The sequence below is a fragment of the Bremerella volcania genome (assembly GCF_007748115.1).
GTDB classification, from domain to species: domain Bacteria; phylum Planctomycetota; class Planctomycetia; order Pirellulales; family Pirellulaceae; genus Bremerella; species Bremerella volcania.
On sequence record NZ_CP036289.1, the window covers coordinates 2,263,295 to 2,280,344 of the forward strand.

Sequence of the window (17,050 nt, forward strand, 5' to 3'; positions counted from 1 at the left end):
AGGATTGGGATGCCATGGAGGATCGACTCGACCGAGGCAATCGCTTCCTACGCTCGTCCTAAAGCTGAAACATCCAAATCCTTCACGCTGACCTTCTCCCTTCAAGGGAGAGGGGACAACACGATGACCACCGTCGATCCTGCCTCGCCGAAGAAGCCACCCTGGACTGGGAAAGACAAGCCGCGTGTCATGCTGCTTGGTGCCGGCAATCGTCCTCATGTCGAGGAGGAAGCGGAGCGGCTTTCACACCTGCTCCCTCAATTTGCCGAGATCGTGCATACTGATCTGGAGTGGGACGCGGATCTTTCGGAAATCGAAGCCGATTTCGCGATCGTGCTGGGTGGCGATGGCTCGATCCTGGGGGCTGCTCGCAGCATGGGCAACCAGCAGATTCCCATTATTGGCGTGAATATGGGTAAACTTGGGTTTCTGGCCGCCTTCACGCCCGACCATGTGGTCGAGCAACTCGCGGCGTTATGTGCTGGTGACTGTCAGATCATCGAACACATGATGCTGCGGTGTCGCGTTTTCAAGGATGAAGAGGTCATTGCCGAGCGGATCGGTCTGAACGAAATGGCACTTCTCGGCGGACCACCCTTCCAAATCCGCACGATTGATCTTTACGTAGACAACCAATTAGCGACATCATATAGCTGCGATGGCTTGATCATCAGTACTCCGGTCGGGTCGACGGCCCATAATCTGTCGGCGGGCGGTCCTATTTTGCGGGCCGACTTGCGGGCCTTTGTCGTCAGTCCGATCAGCCCCCACACGTTGACCATGCGGAGCGTGGTCGACACCGGCGATCGATGTTTCGAGATGCACTTGCGCGGATCGGATCGAACGATGTCGGTCGTGGTCGACGGCCGAGTACTCAGCCCGATCACCAGCGATCACCGCGTTCGCGTCGATCAGGCCCAACCGCGATTCAAGCTCGTCGCAACCCACGACCATAACTATTACCGCACGCTCCGCGAAAAGCTGGGCTGGGGCGGTCAAATTGATCACGGTAGATAAGTTGAAAAGGTTCCGCTGTTTCTCCCCCGCTGAAAACGGAACCTTCAACAAGCATGACCCAAAACTGCAAGGATGCAAAATCATGAGAACGCTCGCGACTCTCGCGCTAGTGCTTGCCACTTCCACCGTGGCAATGGCCGACGATGCCAAGGTTAAACTCGAGTACAAGTTCGCCGTGGGTGACGTGATTCGCTCGAAGGTGGTGCATCTGTCGACGGTCGAAACGAAGATCAAAGGTTCGACGCAAACCGCTCAGTCGCGCAGCATCTCGACCAAGAATTGGAAGATTCAAGAGGTAAACGCCGACGGCGACGCGACTTTCATCCACTCGGTCGAAAACATCGATATGTGGCAAAAGGTCACCGATCGTCCCGAACAGCGCTACAACAGCGAGAAGGACGAAGTTCCTCCGGCCATCTATAGCGAAGCCGCCAAGAGCGTGGGCATCCCGCTGGCCAAGATCACCGTCGATACGATGGGCCGCCTGGTCGATCGCGAGCAACTTGGTGGCACGCCCAGCAGCGAATCGCAGATCTTGCCGATCCTGCCTGCCGAACCGGTTGCCGTCGGTGCAGCCTGGTACTCGCCAGACGACATCACCGTACGTACCCGCAGTGGCGCTCAAAAGCATATCAAGACGCGTCAGGTCTTCCGTTTGAATAGCGTGAGCGGTGGTATCGCTACCATTTCGACCGAGACCCAGATCCTCACCCCAATCGACGATCCGATGCTGAAGGTCGAACTGATTCAGAAGCTGACTCGCGGAACGATCAAGTTCGATATCGAAGCAGGCCGCGTCGCTTCACAGCAACTCGATCTGGACGAAACGATTATCGGCTTCCAGGGTGAAACGAGCGTGATGAACTACCTCGGCCGCATGACCGAAGAGTTGATTCCAGAGGCTCCTGCCAAGGTCGCCAATGTGCCGATGGCACCGAAGAAGATGCAGCACACGCCAACAACTGCGGCTCCAGCGACCAATCCCGTGAAGCAGGACGTCGCTGAAGTGAAGTCGTGGGACAAACTGATCGAGGGCTCCGCCGAGCAAGAGACGTTTGAATCGGAAGAGCCTGCCGCCAAGGTGGCCACGAAGCCGGAACGACCTCGCGTCGACGGCGTGCCAACCCTGGCCGATCCCGCCACTCGGCCGGTCGAGGAAGAAGAGCTGAAACTCGACTCGCCTGAGAAGGAGTAAGCTTCGCAGGCATCAGCCAGCGGCGCGGCGGCAAAGAATCGCTCGATTCCCTTCCACGGTTGGAGTGAAGACGATCGTCCCCTCCCCTTTCCCGCGCGGCCTGAGTTGTTTTCGCAGGGTCTCGAGTTTCAGCTCGAGGCCTCTTTGTTTGAGTTCCAGCGTTCCCCACTCCGCCTCTGCGACCGTCTTCTTCAGCCGCTTGGCATCCACTTTCTCTTGCCTGATCACCTCGAACGTCTGTAGTAACGGGTGATCGAGCAAATCGTTACCGGTCAGATAATGCGACTCCGGCGATAGGCGTGCCAGGTGAAGGCTCTCAGCCAAGGTATCGACCAGGCCCGAGGCGACCAGCGCCGGATCGGGATCGAAGAGGTACTCACCCACAATCGTCGACGAAACCGACGATCGGGCAAACCCCTCGAAAAACTCAGCGTTACCGGCATGATCGATCCGCGCGGCTCTTCGTGTGCCAGGCTGCTGGGCAAGCTCGCCTAACCACAAGACCAGCTGTTTGCACTCGCGATGATTGGAGATCCATTCGCACTGCCCCTGCTCTTCCCAGGCCTTGGGCAGGCGACTAGCCGGAGCCAGCTTCAAGGCCGCGTTGCGGTTGCGCCGTAGCATCGCTTCCAACTGGTCGAGACTCGGGCTGAAGCTGTCCAGGCGAATCGTACGACGATCGTCGTGTCGTCGATCGGGATCGATGTGCCATGCCGCGAATGGTTCGAGCGGCACCTCTTCGGCCAGGCCGCAACGTATATTGGCAAGCTTTGCGCCATGGGCAGAGACGTTCGCTTGGGCAAAGCAAAGATGATCGGCAGAAGCATCCACCGCTGTTGTCGGGCCACGCTGGGACAGAGCAATCAGATCGCCGCCGATGCCGCAGCACAAGTCGGCCAGTGGCTGGTCGGCAGGAAACCTTTTGGCTTTGTAGGCGGCAATCTCCTGGTCGGTCGACTGTTGCAGGCCGATGTCGGTGAAGAACATGCGGTCGGCGTGGTCAAACTTGCGGGCAGCGCGCTTGCGCAGTTCGACCTGACTGAGAAGTGCCGCCGCTTGTTCGCTACGGAGTTCCTGACGCAGCCGGGTAAGGGTTCCGATCGAGTTGGCATCGACGCCACGAAGCCATTTAAACCACGACTTGGCTTCTTCCGAGACAAGCCACTGGCACGTGGCAAGAGGTTCCGATTGGTCGGGAGATGACATTTCTTTGGTCTGCGAAAAATGTGGCGACGGCTCGGATCTTGCGAGGTGCTGGCATCAACTTCATGCGAGATGTGCCTGGGGCTCGATGATGACTATGGATGAATCATCAATGGAAGGAGTCAATTGTGTTTCGTCGAACGGTTATGTTCTGGGTTGCCGCAGCCGCCAGTTTTGGCGTGCCGTATAGCTATTACAACCCGACCGTGCGCGAGACGGCCAGTTCCTATTGGAACAAGGCCAGCGAATTTATGCCATCGGGGGAAGGTGCTCCTGCGGCCTCGATTGCCGGCGAAGATAAAGCGGAAGGTCAAAACCTGGTAAGTGCGCCAGCCGCTGTGGCGAAGCCTCTGGGCCCACCCTCTGCCGCTCCCGTGTTTCAGCAGTTCGATCACTTCATCAACTTCAACGCCAACCCGCGCTGGATCATGGAAACATGGCCCCGCGTGAGCACGACCCTTTCCGACGTTCACCTGGAAGGACTGCGCGTCCCGCTGGTCAGTGGTTCGCGAATCGATGACATCGCCGGCTCTCTGACTTACTACTTCGACGAAGATAAAGCTCTGCAGCGGATTACTTTTCATGGAACCACCGGTGACGAACGCCGCCTGGTCGCCATGCTCACGCAGCACTACAAGTTCGAGTCGGAACCAAGCGTTGCTGGCTCGCTGTACATGGTGAAGTGGAACGGCGAGCCCGTGAGCGTGCTACGCGTCGAACCGGCTGCCGTGATCAATCAGAACCTACCCCACACGCGGTTGAAGGTCGATCTAGAGATCAACCGCCCGTCACGCTATTACTCGCTGAGCCCCGAAATGGCCAAACTCGTCGACCGCGACAAACACGCCGGTCGCTGGGGCTCTAAATAATGAGAATCCTGTCCCCTCGCCCTTTGCAAAATAAAAGGGCGTGGGGACAGGATTCTCTATCGACTCGAGCGAAGCTCTGCCTCGGCCAGTTGGATGGCCTCTTGAGCTTTCAAAGAACGATCGGCAATCTGCACGATCGAATCGTCGGACAGCCACTGGTTGACTTTCTTCTCGGCCGAGATCACCGTGCTGTGACTACGACGTTGAAAGTGCAAACAGATGTCAGACAAAGCGGCACCGGTGTGCTTGCGGGCCAGCCACATCGCAAGCATACGTGGGTTGCTGGCTCGGCGTGACTTGGACTGCGAACGAAGCAATTTCGTATCGACGCCGAACACGCGGCAGACGGCTTGTTCGACGTCATCCAGCCGCATCATGCTGCTGCGCTGCGGGATGAGGTCGGCCAGCAGGTTTTCCAGCACGGGAATGGAAAGCGTGTTGCCTTTGACCGCACAGTAGGCCCACAAGCGGTTGATCGCACCCGATACAAGCCGCCCTTCGCCGGGCAACTGACGGGTCAGCCAATGGGCAATCGACTCGGTCAGCTGAACATCCCGCTTCTCAGCCAGGCGCTGGATCATGGCCGTCTTGCAGGTTTCGTCCAGGGGATCGACTTTGCAGATCAAACCACTGGAGAAACGTGCGACCAGTTCGGTTCCCAGGGCCGACAGTTCGGTCGGGCGTTGGTTGCCGGCCAGAACGACCTGACCACCTCGACGCGTGATCGCATCGAGCGTATGCAGTAGTTCCGTCTTGGTAGCCCTTTTGCCGGCAAAGAATTGGACGTCGTCAATGATCAACACGCCGACGTCGCGATACTTGCGGCGGAAGCTGGCCACGCCGGAAGATTGCAACGCTTCCAGGAAATAGGTCGTGAACTGCTCGGCTGAGAGATAAACGACGCGCCCCAGTTCCTTCTTCTGCTGAGCCAGGCCATAAATCCCTTCCAGCAAGTGGGTCTTCCCGCTGCCGGATGGGCCATGGATGTAGAGTGGCGAGATCTGCCCCGGCTGCTGTAGGACCATCGTGGCGGCGGTTTTCGCCATCGAGTTGCAATCGCTGACGACAAAGTCCTTCAGCGAAGCGAACCGACGGCGCTGGATCATCGTCGAACTGCTCGACGGAGCGCGAGTCGGTTGAGTGCTCGAAACCGCGGTTGGCATCTTCTTCTCCGCTTTCGCAGCGGATGGCGATGGAGCTTTGGGGGCAGGAGCCGATCCTTCGCGGTAGATAACTTGATGCCCTGGAAGTTGCACGTCGGAGAGGGCCTGGCGAATTGCCTCGTGAAAGTTCTTGCGAAGGAAGTCGAGATTCACTCGGCTCGTTGATTCGATCAACAAACAACCATCGCTCAAACGAAGTTGAGTGTTGTTCGTACCGAACCAAAGTTCGAAGCGATCTTGTCCTACCCTCTCAATCATTGCAAGACGCAACGCGGGCAGAATTTCGATGTCTTCCGTGACCACAGGCTGACTCTTTCAGCGAGTTGAATTTCCGATTTCCAATCCGAAAATCGTCCTTCAACCCCAGACGGGAGAGAGGCAAAAACAGGCGGCATCATCAACCGCGTGGAGGATGATTGTAGGCAAGCTAGCACCCCTGTCAAACCTCTCGGTAGCGCCCTGGAAGAAAAAAAGCAAAGGGGGCTTATCCGACCTGCCGAATGCCCGCGATTTCCCGGAGATTTGATGCGAGCTGCGGCTTTCCATTTTCTAACACGATCTGAACACGGCCGTGGATAAATTGTCGAAACCTGACAATTCCGACTCAAGACTTCATCGATCCGTCATCCTATTCTCTTACTCATAAACACTTTATGGAAAAACAATAGTCCGACGAGGGTGGGGACACGGTTGGTCACGCAAAGTGAAGATCGTTGGAAGAGACGGTAAACACGGCTTTCAGCGATGCTTACGCAACCGCAACACTGAGCAATCGCAGAGGGAGCAAGAATAGCTCTTTCACGTCGACGGGTTGAAAACCGAAGCGTCGATAGAGAGCCATGGCTGGGGTATTCCTTTGGTCGACCCCCGTAATGGTGGATCGGCACCCCAGGAATTGGGCTAGTTGCAGAACGAAGCGAATCATTTCGCTCCCCAGTCCCAACTGCCGGTAGCGCGGCTTCAAGCCGAAGTAAATCAGTTCCAACTGCTGGGGCTCGGCATGATGGGCGGTAATGACGACTCCCATCATCTCGCCGTCGTTCTCAAGTGTGTACCAGTTGTACGTCGAGCGACCACTGGTGGCGTGATAGCCGTCCAGAACGTCCTCGACCTCGCGCATGCTATCCAGTTCAGGGCAGTCCAGGCTGTTCTCGTAGGTTTGGGCGACCAGCGTACGGAACGCCTCGGAGCGAAAGTCTTCGCAGCGGCGAAAAGTCAAGTGACTGCTGGGAGGCTCGGCATGGGTATCTTCGGTGAGCGCTTCGAGGTGGCTAAGAAGCGTGATCGATCGAAAGCCGCTAGCGGCGAGCAGGTTGCCGGCGGCCCGGTTCTCTTGCCCGACCAGGCTTTGCAGCAGGTGGCATTCACGCTGCTTGCCGAACTGGATCGCTCGTTGAATGAGTAAATCGGCGGTGGAGTCCGGTTCTTCGGAGAGAATACCCGGCCCCCATACAGTGCCTATCTTTCCTGGCTGACTCAAACACCAGATGGAAGAGACGACCCGATTGCCACGTGTCGCGGTCATGAGCCCGTCGAAACTGATTTTGCCCTGCTTTTCTGCTGCCAGCAGCGCCGTGACGCGGCCTCGGTGGGCATGCCGCGAGCGGCCTCCGGTAGCCATCCACAAGGCGGCACCGTAGTGGTCCGGCGAAGCGGCTGCAATTTCAGGCTGATCAGGGGCGGTAGGGCTCATAATTCCTAGAGTAACAGCGAGGCCCGCTTGTGTCTTCATTGATTTTGCCGCACGATCGCCCAGGTTTCGCTTTCCTTCTTTGGGTGGATGCGGGACAATGAGAGCGGCAAGGTAAATTGGTCAGACGTGAAAGCGTTGTGGCGGAACCCAGAGAAGGAGAATCTTATGCGGACACGATATTTGCTCGGACTGTCCATCGTTTTGGGAGGGATTCTTCTTATCGCTCCGAAAACAGTCATGGCTCAAGGAGCCCTCGATAAACTCGGAGACATTCTCAACCAGGTACAACAAAATCGTCCCGATCGTCCCGCACGACCGGTGCCAGAGACCACCATCGTGCAGCGTCCTTATTTGGGCGCGATGCTCGACACGGTTGCCGGGGACCTCCCACCGGGTCAACCTCGCGGGGTGCTCGTCACTAAGGTGAACCCTGGCGGCCCTGCTGAAAAAGCGGGTTTGAAGGAGGGGGACCGCATCCTGGCGTTCAACGATAAATCGTTCACCACGATTGAAGAGGTCGGCAAGTGGATGGAAACGATGAATCCGGGGGACAAAGTGATCCTCCAGGTCATTCGCGGCAACGAACGTACCGTCGGCCTGACGTTGACGATCGGAAGCCGTGACGTCGAGGTCCCTGTGCGACCCACCACGCCCCGGCCGCCCCGTCCGTACGATCCGCTGGATGTCGAAGGAAACATGCCGCGACCCGCCGATCCACTTCCACCTCCGCAGGTCGATGATTCGCCGCGCGTGCTAGGTGTTCGCGTTGTTCCGCTCACCGATCAGATCCGCGCCCAAACGGGGATCTCGGTTCGCCGCGGAGCCTACGTTGAAAGCGTCAGCCGTGGTAGCGTGGCCGATCAAGCGAACATCCCCGTTGGCGCCGTGATCGTGGCCTACGATGGCCGGCGCGTCGACGACGCAGTCGGACTGATTCAGTTGGTTCGAAACTCGCCAGCCGATCGTATGATTCCGGTTAACTATTACTACGGTAATCGTATGGAGTCGACGGAACTCTTCTTTGGCGACCCGCGAACATTGCCTGCCCAGCCTGGTCCTGGCGGCACTCCCGCTTACGGCGATGATCGCCCAGCCCTGCGGATTTTGCAAAAGGCGATGGAAGCGATGGAAAGTGGCGGCGAATTACCCGGCGGAATCGCGACGCAGGAACAAGTCGATTCGTTGAGTCGCCGCGTGCGAGACCTCGAACAAGAGGTCCGTCAGCTGCGCGAAGAACTCCGCACCCTCAAATCGTCACGCGATCTGTAACGATTCGTTGTTCTCACATGGGAAAAGGGTTTCGCTAGAAGCCCTTTTTTCGTGCGCTGGCAACGTGAAGCGAAAGACGAGCCTGATTCTTAAACCGACTTGACCGGAAATTCGTGAGCGAACTGGCGAACGTGCTCTTTAAAACGATCCAGCAGTTTGCATTGGAAGCGGTATGGATTCCAGATCATGGCGATCGTGCGGGTAGGCTTGGTGCCGAATAGTGATCGATAAACGCGACGCTTGCTGGTATCCAACTGTTTTGCCATCTCGGGAATCATCGAAACTCCATGCCGCAAGGAAACAAGTTCCTGGACCGTTGCCAGCTGGCTGGTACGTTCGACGGAAACCGGGTTGAACGAGCGGTGACGGCAAAAGGTAACGATGTTATCCGACAGGCAGTGAGCTTCATCCAGCAGGATAAAAGGGTACGGTTCGACGTCGGCCAGCTTGATCTGCTTCTTCGCGCAAAGTGGGTGATCGACCGGCAACACCAGCAGTAGTTCTTCGTCGAACAGCGACTCCACTTCCAAGTGCTTGGCCGAAATCGGCAGCGCGAGGATCGCCAGATCGATCTCCCCTTGCTGGCACCGACGCAACAAATTGTCGGTCGTGTCTTCCTGGACGGTCAGATGCGCTTTGGGAAACGACTCGGCAAAAGGACTGAGCATCTCAGGCAAAAAGAACGGAGCGATCGTCGGAATCGCCCCCAGGCGAATGCGTCCACTTTCGCCATCGTCGGAAATCTCGGCCTTGGTGTCCTCGACCAAAGACACGATCCGATGCGCCCTGGGAAGTAATAGCTGCCCGGCATCGGTCAGCGTGACTTTGCGTGACTGTCGCTCGAACAGTGGTTGCCCTAACGCTTCTTCCAGCCGGGCAATCGAGCGGCTCAATGCCGGCTGCGAGATCGCCAGGCACTCGGCTGCCCGGGTGAAGTTGCCGAGTTCGGCGACTTTAAGAAACTGCTGAAGTTGCTCGATTTCCATTGGCGTGGCCCGCGGTGTCTGATCAATGCAAACAATACATGGTGCGGGCAGTTATTATGCAAGACATGCATCTCGGCTGCCATGCCCACGGTGGCCAAATCGCTGGTCGATCTACTTGCGACGAATCACCTCCGGCAGGGGGGCACCTTCAGGAATGAAACGCATCGATATCGAGTTCACGCAGTGGCGGGTATCCTTCGAGGTGAATCCTTCGCCCTCGAAGACATGCCCGAGATGCCCTCCGCAGTTGGCACACACGATTTCGGTTCGGCGTCCGTCGGCATCGGGGACACGTTTCACGGCGTCGGGAAGATGCTCGTCAAAGCTTGGCCAGCCGCAACCGCTGTGGAATTTGTCTTCCGAGTGATAAATGGGCATGTTGCACTGACGGCAAATGAACGTGCCATATTCCTCGTGGTCGGTGTATTCGCCAGTGTGCGGGTACTCGGTCCCCTTGTGATGAATCACATGGCGTTCGGAGTCGTTGAGTTCGTTGTACTCAGTCATGGAATCGACCTGTCGATGTACTTAGAGTCGTCGTAGGTTTCTAGTCACCTAATTCTAGGCTTTCACGATTTACCGGCTACCGAGTTGAGTTGTGTTAGAAATAAAGCCAGCTTTTCAAAAATAAGATTGCATCGGTTGTCGCAGATCTTTATAGTTTGCAAATCGGGTGACTTGCAAACCGGGCAGACGTTTGCCGAAACCCGCGACACTTCCATCTTTTCATGTTCTCTATTCTCTGGAAGGTGTTTTCATGGCACGTACGTACCCCGCGTATCGCGGTTTTACGCTGGTCGAGTTGTTGGTGGTGATTGCCATCATCGGCGTATTGATTGCCCTGCTCTTGCCTGCGGTGCAGCAAGCCCGCGAAGCAGCTCGACGAATTCAGTGCACCAATAACATGAAGCAAATTGGGCTTGCGCTGCACAACTATCACGATACCTTCCTGCGGCTGCCCTACGGCAGCCATCACGCCAATCGCTGGGGTTGGCAGCCACGCATGATGGCGTTCATGGAAATGGGGAACGCTTACGAGCAACTCGATTTCAGCATTAACTCCTGGCAGGGAACCAACATCGATATCATTCGCGCCGTGCAGCCTCCGTTTCTATGCCCTTCGGATCCTTTCGGAGAAGAGGTGCTTGAAGAAGAGAGCTTCGCCGGACCTACATGGATCATTTCTCAGTCCGACTATGCGGCTTGCATTGGCGACTATCGCAACTCGACGGGAGTGGGTGAAGACCCAACTTATGGCAACGTGGGTGGTACCAATACTCAGGTTCGCGGCATGATCGGTCGTTGGGGTTGGGCAGCCAATTTCCGCGACGTGACCGACGGGTTGAGCAACACCATTTGTGTCGGCGAGTGCGTCGGAGCGTTCTGCATCACTCAGAATTTTGGCACCCAAACATTCGCCACAACGGCCCATCCCATCAACTTCATGAACAAATCGCTGCAGGCAGATATTCCTGATCAGGCGAATCCACGCTGGGACGAATCGATCGGCTTTCGCAGTTTCCATCCTGGTGGAGCCATGTTTCAGATGGGGGACGGTTCGGTGCGTTTCCTCGCCGATACGATCGATGGCACAACCTATCGCGGGTTTGCGTCACGCGGTGGAGGGGAAGTCTTGGCCACGAATTAGACACGTATTGATTGGGCGACAAAGCGTTTTCGGGAAGATGGTGAGTGTAATATGGTCCGCACCTTAATGATTTGCCTGGCAGCAGGGCTCTTACCGGGATGTATCGATTCCGGGCGGCCACCCATGGGGACCGTCGAAGGAACGGTTACCTTCGAGGGAAAGCCCGTGTCCGAGGGATCAATCATCTTCGAAGTCAGTGGTGCCCGTCCAGCGACCGGAAAGATCAAGGATGGGAAGATCGTCGAAGTCACCACGTTCGAGCCCAATGATGGAGTCGCAGTCGGGGAAGCTGCCGTTGCGGTTTATGCGACCTCGGGCGAATCCGTTTCTGCGGTCACGGCCTCGCCGGATGTTGGCCAGGCGAAATTGGCCAAAGGGTACATGGGGTCGGGCCAGGCTTCGCTTATTCCCGATCGATACAACAATCCCTCCACGAGCCAACTATCCTGCGAGATCCAGCCGGGTAAGAACCACGTGGAATTCGAATTGACCAAAAATTAGCCGCGTTTGTCGTGACAATTTCGTTGCTCCTTTGGCAGTATTGGCTTAAACAGTAGGTGGCTACAAGCCCCGTTCGTGCCAGCCAGCTGACGAAGGAGGACTCTGGTGAGTCGAATCATCCCCTTGCTGTTTTTCGCGACTGTTGTCTTTTCGGTCGAATCACTCTTCGCTCAAACGGAAACGGTCGATGATCCGGTTGCTCGCGGAAGAGAACTCTTTCTGCACCAGTGGACGCCAGGCGATAAGCTGAGCCCCAAGGGAGACGGCTTGGGGCCGATGTTCAACGGCAAGAGCTGCGTTGAATGTCATTCGCTGGGAGGCGTTGGCGGGAGTGGTGAAAAGAAACGTAACGCTCAGTTTCTCTCTTTCCTGCCCGAGTCTGGCAAGTTCACCGACGACGTGATCAAAGGCTTTCTCGGTCACTTGAAGAATATGCATCCTGATTTTGTCGACGATAAGGATCAATTCTCGTTCGGAGTGCTGCTGCATCGGCAAAGTACGACCCCCGAATATGCGGAGATCCATGACGAAGTCACGGAGCCCCTTCCATCCAATTTCGATTCTCGACTTCGCATTCGGCGGATGCTCAGCAAGCGGAACATTCGCCCCGTCGATGCTCTGCCTCTTACGCTAGTGACCTACCAAGACGGGCTTCAATACGCTTTGGCTGAACGCAATCCGCCGCAGTTGTTTGGTCTCGATGAGATTGATCGCGGTATTACCGAAGGAGACTTGCAGCAGATCGTGGCGGCTCAAGAGAAAAGCCGCACAGGGGTCTCGGGTCGGATGGCTGGCAAGTTTGGTTGGCGCGGGCAGATGCGAAGCCTGGATCTGTTCATCAAAGGAGCGTGTGCGACGGAGTTAGGTCTTCAAGTTCACGAATTTGAACAAACCAAAGATCCTCTTCGCAAAGAGTACAAGTTAAAAGGGAACGACTTAAACCAAGAGCAGGTAGGCGATCTGATTCACTACGTCCGTTCGTTGGATTCGCCGCGACAGATTCGTCCTAATGACCCGAAGCAGCGCGAGTTGGTCGCCGAGGGGAAACAACTATTTACGGGGATTGGCTGCGCCGAGTGCCATGTCGAAGACGTTGGTCGAGTATCAGGCGTTTACTCCGACTTCTTGCTGCATAACATGGGCACGCAGTTCGAAGACCCCATCCCTGCCGAGCCGATCGCAAAATTCGTCGAACGCGAACGGATGGACGTGATTACCAGTTACCATGGAATGCGGCGTCGCGCGATCACGACCGAACTGGTCAAAACGATGGAAGTCGGACCCGAGCAGCATACCGAGTACAAAACGCCGCCGCTGTGGGGCGTTGCGGACTCGGCCCCATACCTGCATGACGGACGCGCGACGACGCTACGGGCCGCGATCGAATGGCACGGAGGCGAAGCCTACTCGTCGTTTCGACGATTCTCGCTGATGAGCGAAGAGAAGCAGTTCAGCTTGCTCCAATTCCTGGAGTCGCTCAAAGCTCCCGAAAACGCGGAAGAAGCACCTGCGGAATTGATCGACACCGTAGCGCATGTCGTGCCGTCTTCGTGATTCCCATCGCGATTGATCGATGCATTCCAGCGAGCTTTACCCACCAACGGTTTGGTAAAGCCATCCAGCAAAATGTTTGCCAGCGATGTAGCAATTGCATAAACAAGTAAGGGGGGTGTCCCCCCGCTTCAGGCTGCCACCTTGCTTCGTTGGAAAGGGAATCAAGATGACCCGACTCACGTCACTTCTCACTCTGATCGTACTTCTCGCGATCAGTGCACCCGCGTTCGCCCAATTTGAAACCCCGGAGGAAACGGTGGCCCGCGGCCGCGAATTGTTCGTCCATCAGTGGGTGCCAGGTGACAAGTTGAGTCCCAACGGTGACGGTCTCGGCCCTTTGTACAACGCGACCAGTTGCGTGGCGTGTCACGCCCAGGGCGGTGTGGGAGGAAGCGGCCCGAAGGATCACAACGCCCAGATGCTGGCGATCGTGCCCGAGCCGGGACAACTCAACAAGCGGACCATAAGGTCGTTTCTCAGTCGACTGAAGACGATGCATCCGGAGTTTGTCGACTCCGAGGGAAGCTATTACACCGGTATCCTGCTGCACCGCTACAGCACGACGCCGGAGTACGCCGAGGTGCACCAGAAGGTGACCACGCCGCTGGAAGAAACGATCGAAACGCGTAAGCGAATTCGTCGCATGCTCAACCGCCGCGGCATTTCCGAGATTTCGTTGTTGCCGTTAAGCCTTGTGATTAACGACCACGATATGCAGTACGCCCTGGCCGAACGCAACCCGCCGCAGCTCTTCGGCACGCATCTGATCGCTACGATGATCGATGACGGCGATATCGAAGCCATCGCCCGGCAGCAGATCCAAAGCAAAAACGGCGTCTCCGGGCGCTTTACGGGACGATTTGGTTGGCGCGGGCAGCTGGAAGATCTCGATCTTTTCATCAAAGGTGCCTGTGCCGCGGAAGTCGGACTACAGGTTCAAGAGATGAACCAATCGAAAGACCCGCTGAAACCAGACTACCAGCTTAAGGGTACCGATCTTACGCCGGAGCAAACCTCCCATTTAGTGGCCTTTGTGCGTTCGCTTCCTCGCCCCGAGCAAGTCATGCCGGAAGATCCCAACGAGCGAAGCTACGTCAATCAGGGAGCGGTCCTGTTCGATGCGATTGGCTGTGCCGAGTGTCATGTAAAAGACGTCGGGCAACTCAGCGGCGTCTTCTCCGACTTTTTATTGCACGATATGGGATCGGAATTCGAGGACCCGATTCCCGCCAAGAAGGTCAAAGCAACGGAAGTTACCGCCGGCATGACGATGCCTTCCTACTACGGCTCCGAGCCGATTCGATACACCGAGACTTTCTACACGGTCGAAGAGCAGAATCACTACAAGGAATACCGCACGCCGCCGCTGTGGGGCGTTGCCGACTCGGCCCCTTACATGCACGACGGCCGGGCAACTTCGCTACGGGCAGCCATTGAATGGCACGGCGGCGAGGCGCTCGCATCGCGGGCCAACTTCGCTCAGCTTAGCGAAGAGGAGCAACTCGCGATCCTGAAGTTCCTCGACTCCCTTAAGGCCCCCAAAACCGCTGAAGAAGTCCCCAGTCGGATTACCAGCGATGAAGCGGACGAGCCCGGCGGTGAGAGGATTTCCAGCATCCCTAGTGGTACAATTGAAGTCGTGGCGGCGCGAAAGTAGGTTCGCCACGAGCTACTTTGACTGATACTCCTGAGGATCTGGTATGCAAAATTGGGCACCCCCCTGCCTGCCCTGCTTGTTAGGTAAGTGGCTGATCCTTCTATGCCTGGCAGCGATCAGCTTCTGTGCGAGCCCTCTTTCCGCCCAGCAGATGTCGCCGGTCGATGCAACCACGCTCGACGGCAAGGTGATGTGCGGCTATCAGGCTTGGTTCCGTTGCCCGGATGATGGAACCCATTCCGCCTGGCAGCACTGGAGTCGCCGACCGACGATCACACCCCAGTCGCTGACCTTCCAGATGTGGCCTGACCTGTCGGAGTTCACTCCCTCGGAAAAGTACGCCGTCCCCGGCATGAAGTACCCCGACGGGACGCCAGCCTATCTGTATAGCAGTGTGCACCAGCAGACGATCGAGCGGCACTTCCAGTGGATGCAGCAGTACGGGATCGACGGTGTGTTCGTGCAGCGATTTCTAGTCAACCTGCGGCAGCCTTCGTTTGATACGATTCTGGAGCACGTCCGCACTTCGGCCCAAGATACGGGACGAACGTTTGCCGTGTGCTACGATCTGTCAGGCTACCCGGCCGATCGTATCGTGAGCCGGCTGACCGACGATTGGAAACAGCTTTGCGACGAGCGAAAGGTCACCCGCGACGAGCGTTACCTGGACCATAACGGCCTGCCGGTCGTCTTCATTTGGGGACTCTATCCCGATCGCTTCTCGGCTGATGTGGCCAACCAGCTGATCGACTTCTTCCACGAAGAGGGCCCCTACCGCGCGACCGTCATTGGGGGCGTCCCGCCAGATTGGCGGACCGAAAACGACCAGCGCTGGGCCGCGGCGTTTCGCAAGCTCGACGTGATCAGCCCCTGGAACGTGGGGAACGTCGAGATGCGCGATGGCAAAAAGATCGCCCACACGCGTGTCTGGCAGAAAGATTTTGCTGCCGCCCAAGAAGCTGGCGCCAAGTTTCTACCGGTCGTCTATCCCGGCTTCAACTGGACGAACTTGAAAGGTCCGCGGGCCGAAAGAGACACGATCCCCCGCCGCGACGGAGAGTTCTTCTGGGAACAGTTCGTGGCCGCGAAGAAACTGGGCGGTGGGATGGCCTACGTGGCAATGTTCGATGAAGTCGACGAGGCGACGGCGATCTTCAAAGTGACCAACGATCCGCCGTTTGAGGCCAACTGCGCGACCTACGAGGGACTTCCATCCGATTGGTATCTGCGGCTGACCGGCGAAGCAGCGAAGATGATCCGCGGGGAAACGCCCCTGAGCGAGCGAATACCCATCCGGCCTTAGCTGGTTACTTGCTGCCGGAAGAAATCCAACCGAGCGACGTGAGAAACTTGTCCATCTCTTGGACCGTCTCGTTGTACCAGCGGTTGTTGCTCTTGCCGTGGTTGAAGAAGCCGTGCCCTTGTCCTTCGTAGACGCGCAGCTCGCTGTTGACCCCGGCAGCTTTCATTTCCTCCTGAAACCGCTTGGCCGTCGAGACCGGGATCAGTTTGTCTTCCGAGCCGAGAAACACGATCGACGGCGGATCATCGGCGCTGATGTTATGGGCCGGCGAGAACTCCTTGTAGCGGTCCTTCACACGCTGCTTGCCCCAACCTTCGGGGCCGTTGTCGTAAACCGGATTGAAGAGCACCATCGCGTTCGGCTTCGTGGAAATCTCTTGCTTTCCTTGGTCGACCGTGCCAAGGTAAGCGGCCAAATGCCCACCGGCCGAACCGCCACCGGTGGCGATGCGATCCGGATCAATGCCTAACTCCTTCGCGTGCGAGCGAACCCACTTCATCGCGTCCAACGCGTCTTCGGTGCAGATCACCGGCGGGTCGTTGTTCTTTTTGTCGAGCAAACGGTACTCGACCTGAACGCATACCATGCCCTGCTCGGCCAGGTGCTTGCTGTGCTCGGTGAACTGCCCAGGAGCACCCCCGACCCAGCCTCCGCCATGAAAGAAGACAATCGCCGGCCGGCTATCGGTCTTCTTCCAGTCAGCTGGCTTGGTGACGTAGAGCTTCAGTTCGCGGTCGCCGACCGTCTTGTAAACGGTTGGTTTGCCTTCAGGTTTGGCAGCGATTGCGGAGGTGGTGATCAATAGCAGGCAGGTGAAGCTCAAGAGAGGGCGAAGATTCAACATGATGACACTCGCGGAAGAGAAAGGTGGGTGAGTACTGAGCGTATGGTAGTCGATCGCCCAGCGACTTGCGAGTTTTCGCGCTTGATTTTCTCGCCTGTGATTGTGCGGTATGATCAACGGAATGTATCAGCTCTTCTCGTCTGGATGG

15 protein-coding genes are annotated in these 17,050 nt (G+C 57.1%); 9 read left to right on the plus strand and 6 right to left on the minus strand.

The genetic code is table 11. The annotated features are described in order from the left end of the window. Positions 1-9 precede the first annotated feature (9 nt). Entirely contained in the window at positions 10-1,017 is a 1,008-nt protein-coding gene (locus Pan97_RS09350; protein ID WP_196782335.1) for an NAD(+)/NADH kinase, read from the plus strand. An 82-nt stretch (positions 1,018-1,099) separates the two neighbouring features. Further along, positions 1,100-2,212, plus strand: coding sequence for a hypothetical protein (locus Pan97_RS09355; protein WP_144971889.1), 1,113 nt, complete (start codon positions 1,100-1,102; stop codon positions 2,210-2,212). A 12-nt stretch (positions 2,213-2,224) separates the two neighbouring features. On the opposite strand, the gene Pan97_RS09360 is transcribed toward Pan97_RS09355, so the two are convergent. Further along, the gene (locus tag Pan97_RS09360) at positions 2,225-3,418 is read right to left on the minus strand and encodes a class I SAM-dependent methyltransferase (protein WP_144971891.1); all 1,194 of its coding nucleotides are present in this window, start codon (positions 3,416-3,418) and stop codon (positions 2,225-2,227) included. Between the two features lie 125 nt (positions 3,419-3,543). Here Pan97_RS09360 and Pan97_RS09365 point away from each other — a divergent pair, with 125 nt between their 5' ends. Further along, complete coding sequence (locus Pan97_RS09365; RefSeq protein ID WP_144971893.1) at positions 3,544-4,284, plus strand: DUF6690 family protein; 741 nt, start codon at positions 3,544-3,546, stop codon at positions 4,282-4,284. A gap of 56 nt (positions 4,285-4,340) precedes the next feature. Here Pan97_RS09365 and Pan97_RS09370 read toward each other — a convergent pair whose 3' ends face one another. Continuing rightward, positions 4,341-5,750, minus strand: coding sequence for a DnaA/Hda family protein (locus Pan97_RS09370; RefSeq protein WP_144971896.1), 1,410 nt, complete (start codon positions 5,748-5,750; stop codon positions 4,341-4,343). Between the two features lie 445 nt (positions 5,751-6,195). After that, complete coding sequence (locus tag Pan97_RS09375; RefSeq protein ID WP_165698675.1) at positions 6,196-7,140, minus strand: GNAT family N-acetyltransferase; 945 nt, start codon at positions 7,138-7,140, stop codon at positions 6,196-6,198. Between the two features lie 237 nt (positions 7,141-7,377). Here Pan97_RS09375 and Pan97_RS09380 point away from each other — a divergent pair, with 237 nt between their 5' ends. Continuing rightward, on the plus strand, positions 7,378-8,409 hold the full coding sequence (locus Pan97_RS09380) for a PDZ domain-containing protein (protein ID WP_165698676.1): 1,032 nt from the start codon (positions 7,378-7,380) through the stop codon (positions 8,407-8,409). Between the two features lie 89 nt (positions 8,410-8,498). On the opposite strand, the gene Pan97_RS09385 is transcribed toward Pan97_RS09380, so the two are convergent. Both Pan97_RS09385 and Pan97_RS09390 read right to left on the minus strand, forming a co-directional pair. After that, complete coding sequence (locus Pan97_RS09385; protein ID WP_144971901.1) at positions 8,499-9,395, minus strand: LysR family transcriptional regulator; 897 nt, start codon at positions 9,393-9,395, stop codon at positions 8,499-8,501. Positions 9,396-9,506: 111 nt separating this feature from the next. Then, a complete protein-coding gene (locus Pan97_RS09390) occupies positions 9,507-9,902 on the minus strand; it encodes a methionine-R-sulfoxide reductase (protein WP_144971903.1) in 396 nt (131 codons plus the stop codon). 250 nt (positions 9,903-10,152) lie between these two features. On the opposite strand from Pan97_RS09390, the gene Pan97_RS09395 reads away from it, so the two are divergent. The 5 genes from Pan97_RS09395 (at position 10,153) to Pan97_RS09415 (ending at position 16,058) form a co-directional block, all read left to right on the plus strand. Next, positions 10,153-11,043 (plus strand): DUF1559 domain-containing protein, encoded by an 891-nt coding sequence (locus tag Pan97_RS09395; RefSeq protein ID WP_144978266.1) that lies wholly within the window; start codon positions 10,153-10,155, stop codon positions 11,041-11,043. A gap of 51 nt (positions 11,044-11,094) precedes the next feature. Continuing rightward, on the plus strand, positions 11,095-11,544 hold the full coding sequence (locus Pan97_RS09400; RefSeq protein ID WP_144971905.1) for a hypothetical protein: 450 nt from the start codon (positions 11,095-11,097) through the stop codon (positions 11,542-11,544). A 105-nt stretch (positions 11,545-11,649) separates the two neighbouring features. Further along, positions 11,650-13,098 carry a di-heme oxidoredictase family protein gene (locus tag Pan97_RS09405; RefSeq protein WP_144971907.1) on the plus strand — a complete coding sequence of 483 codons (1,449 nt, stop codon included), beginning with the start codon at positions 11,650-11,652 and terminating at the stop codon, positions 13,096-13,098. Between the two features lie 166 nt (positions 13,099-13,264). Next, positions 13,265-14,755, plus strand: a complete 1,491-nt coding sequence (locus Pan97_RS09410; protein WP_144971909.1) for a di-heme oxidoredictase family protein — start codon at positions 13,265-13,267, stop codon at positions 14,753-14,755. Positions 14,756-14,798: 43 nt separating this feature from the next. Continuing rightward, complete coding sequence (locus Pan97_RS09415) at positions 14,799-16,058, plus strand: glycoside hydrolase family 71/99-like protein (RefSeq protein ID WP_144971911.1); 1,260 nt, start codon at positions 14,799-14,801, stop codon at positions 16,056-16,058. Between the two features lie 4 nt (positions 16,059-16,062). Here the strand turns inward: Pan97_RS09415 and Pan97_RS09420 are convergent, their stop codons facing one another. After that, a complete protein-coding gene (locus tag Pan97_RS09420) occupies positions 16,063-16,902 on the minus strand; it encodes an alpha/beta hydrolase (protein WP_144971913.1) in 840 nt (279 codons plus the stop codon). Between the last annotated feature and the right edge of the window lie 148 nt (positions 16,903-17,050).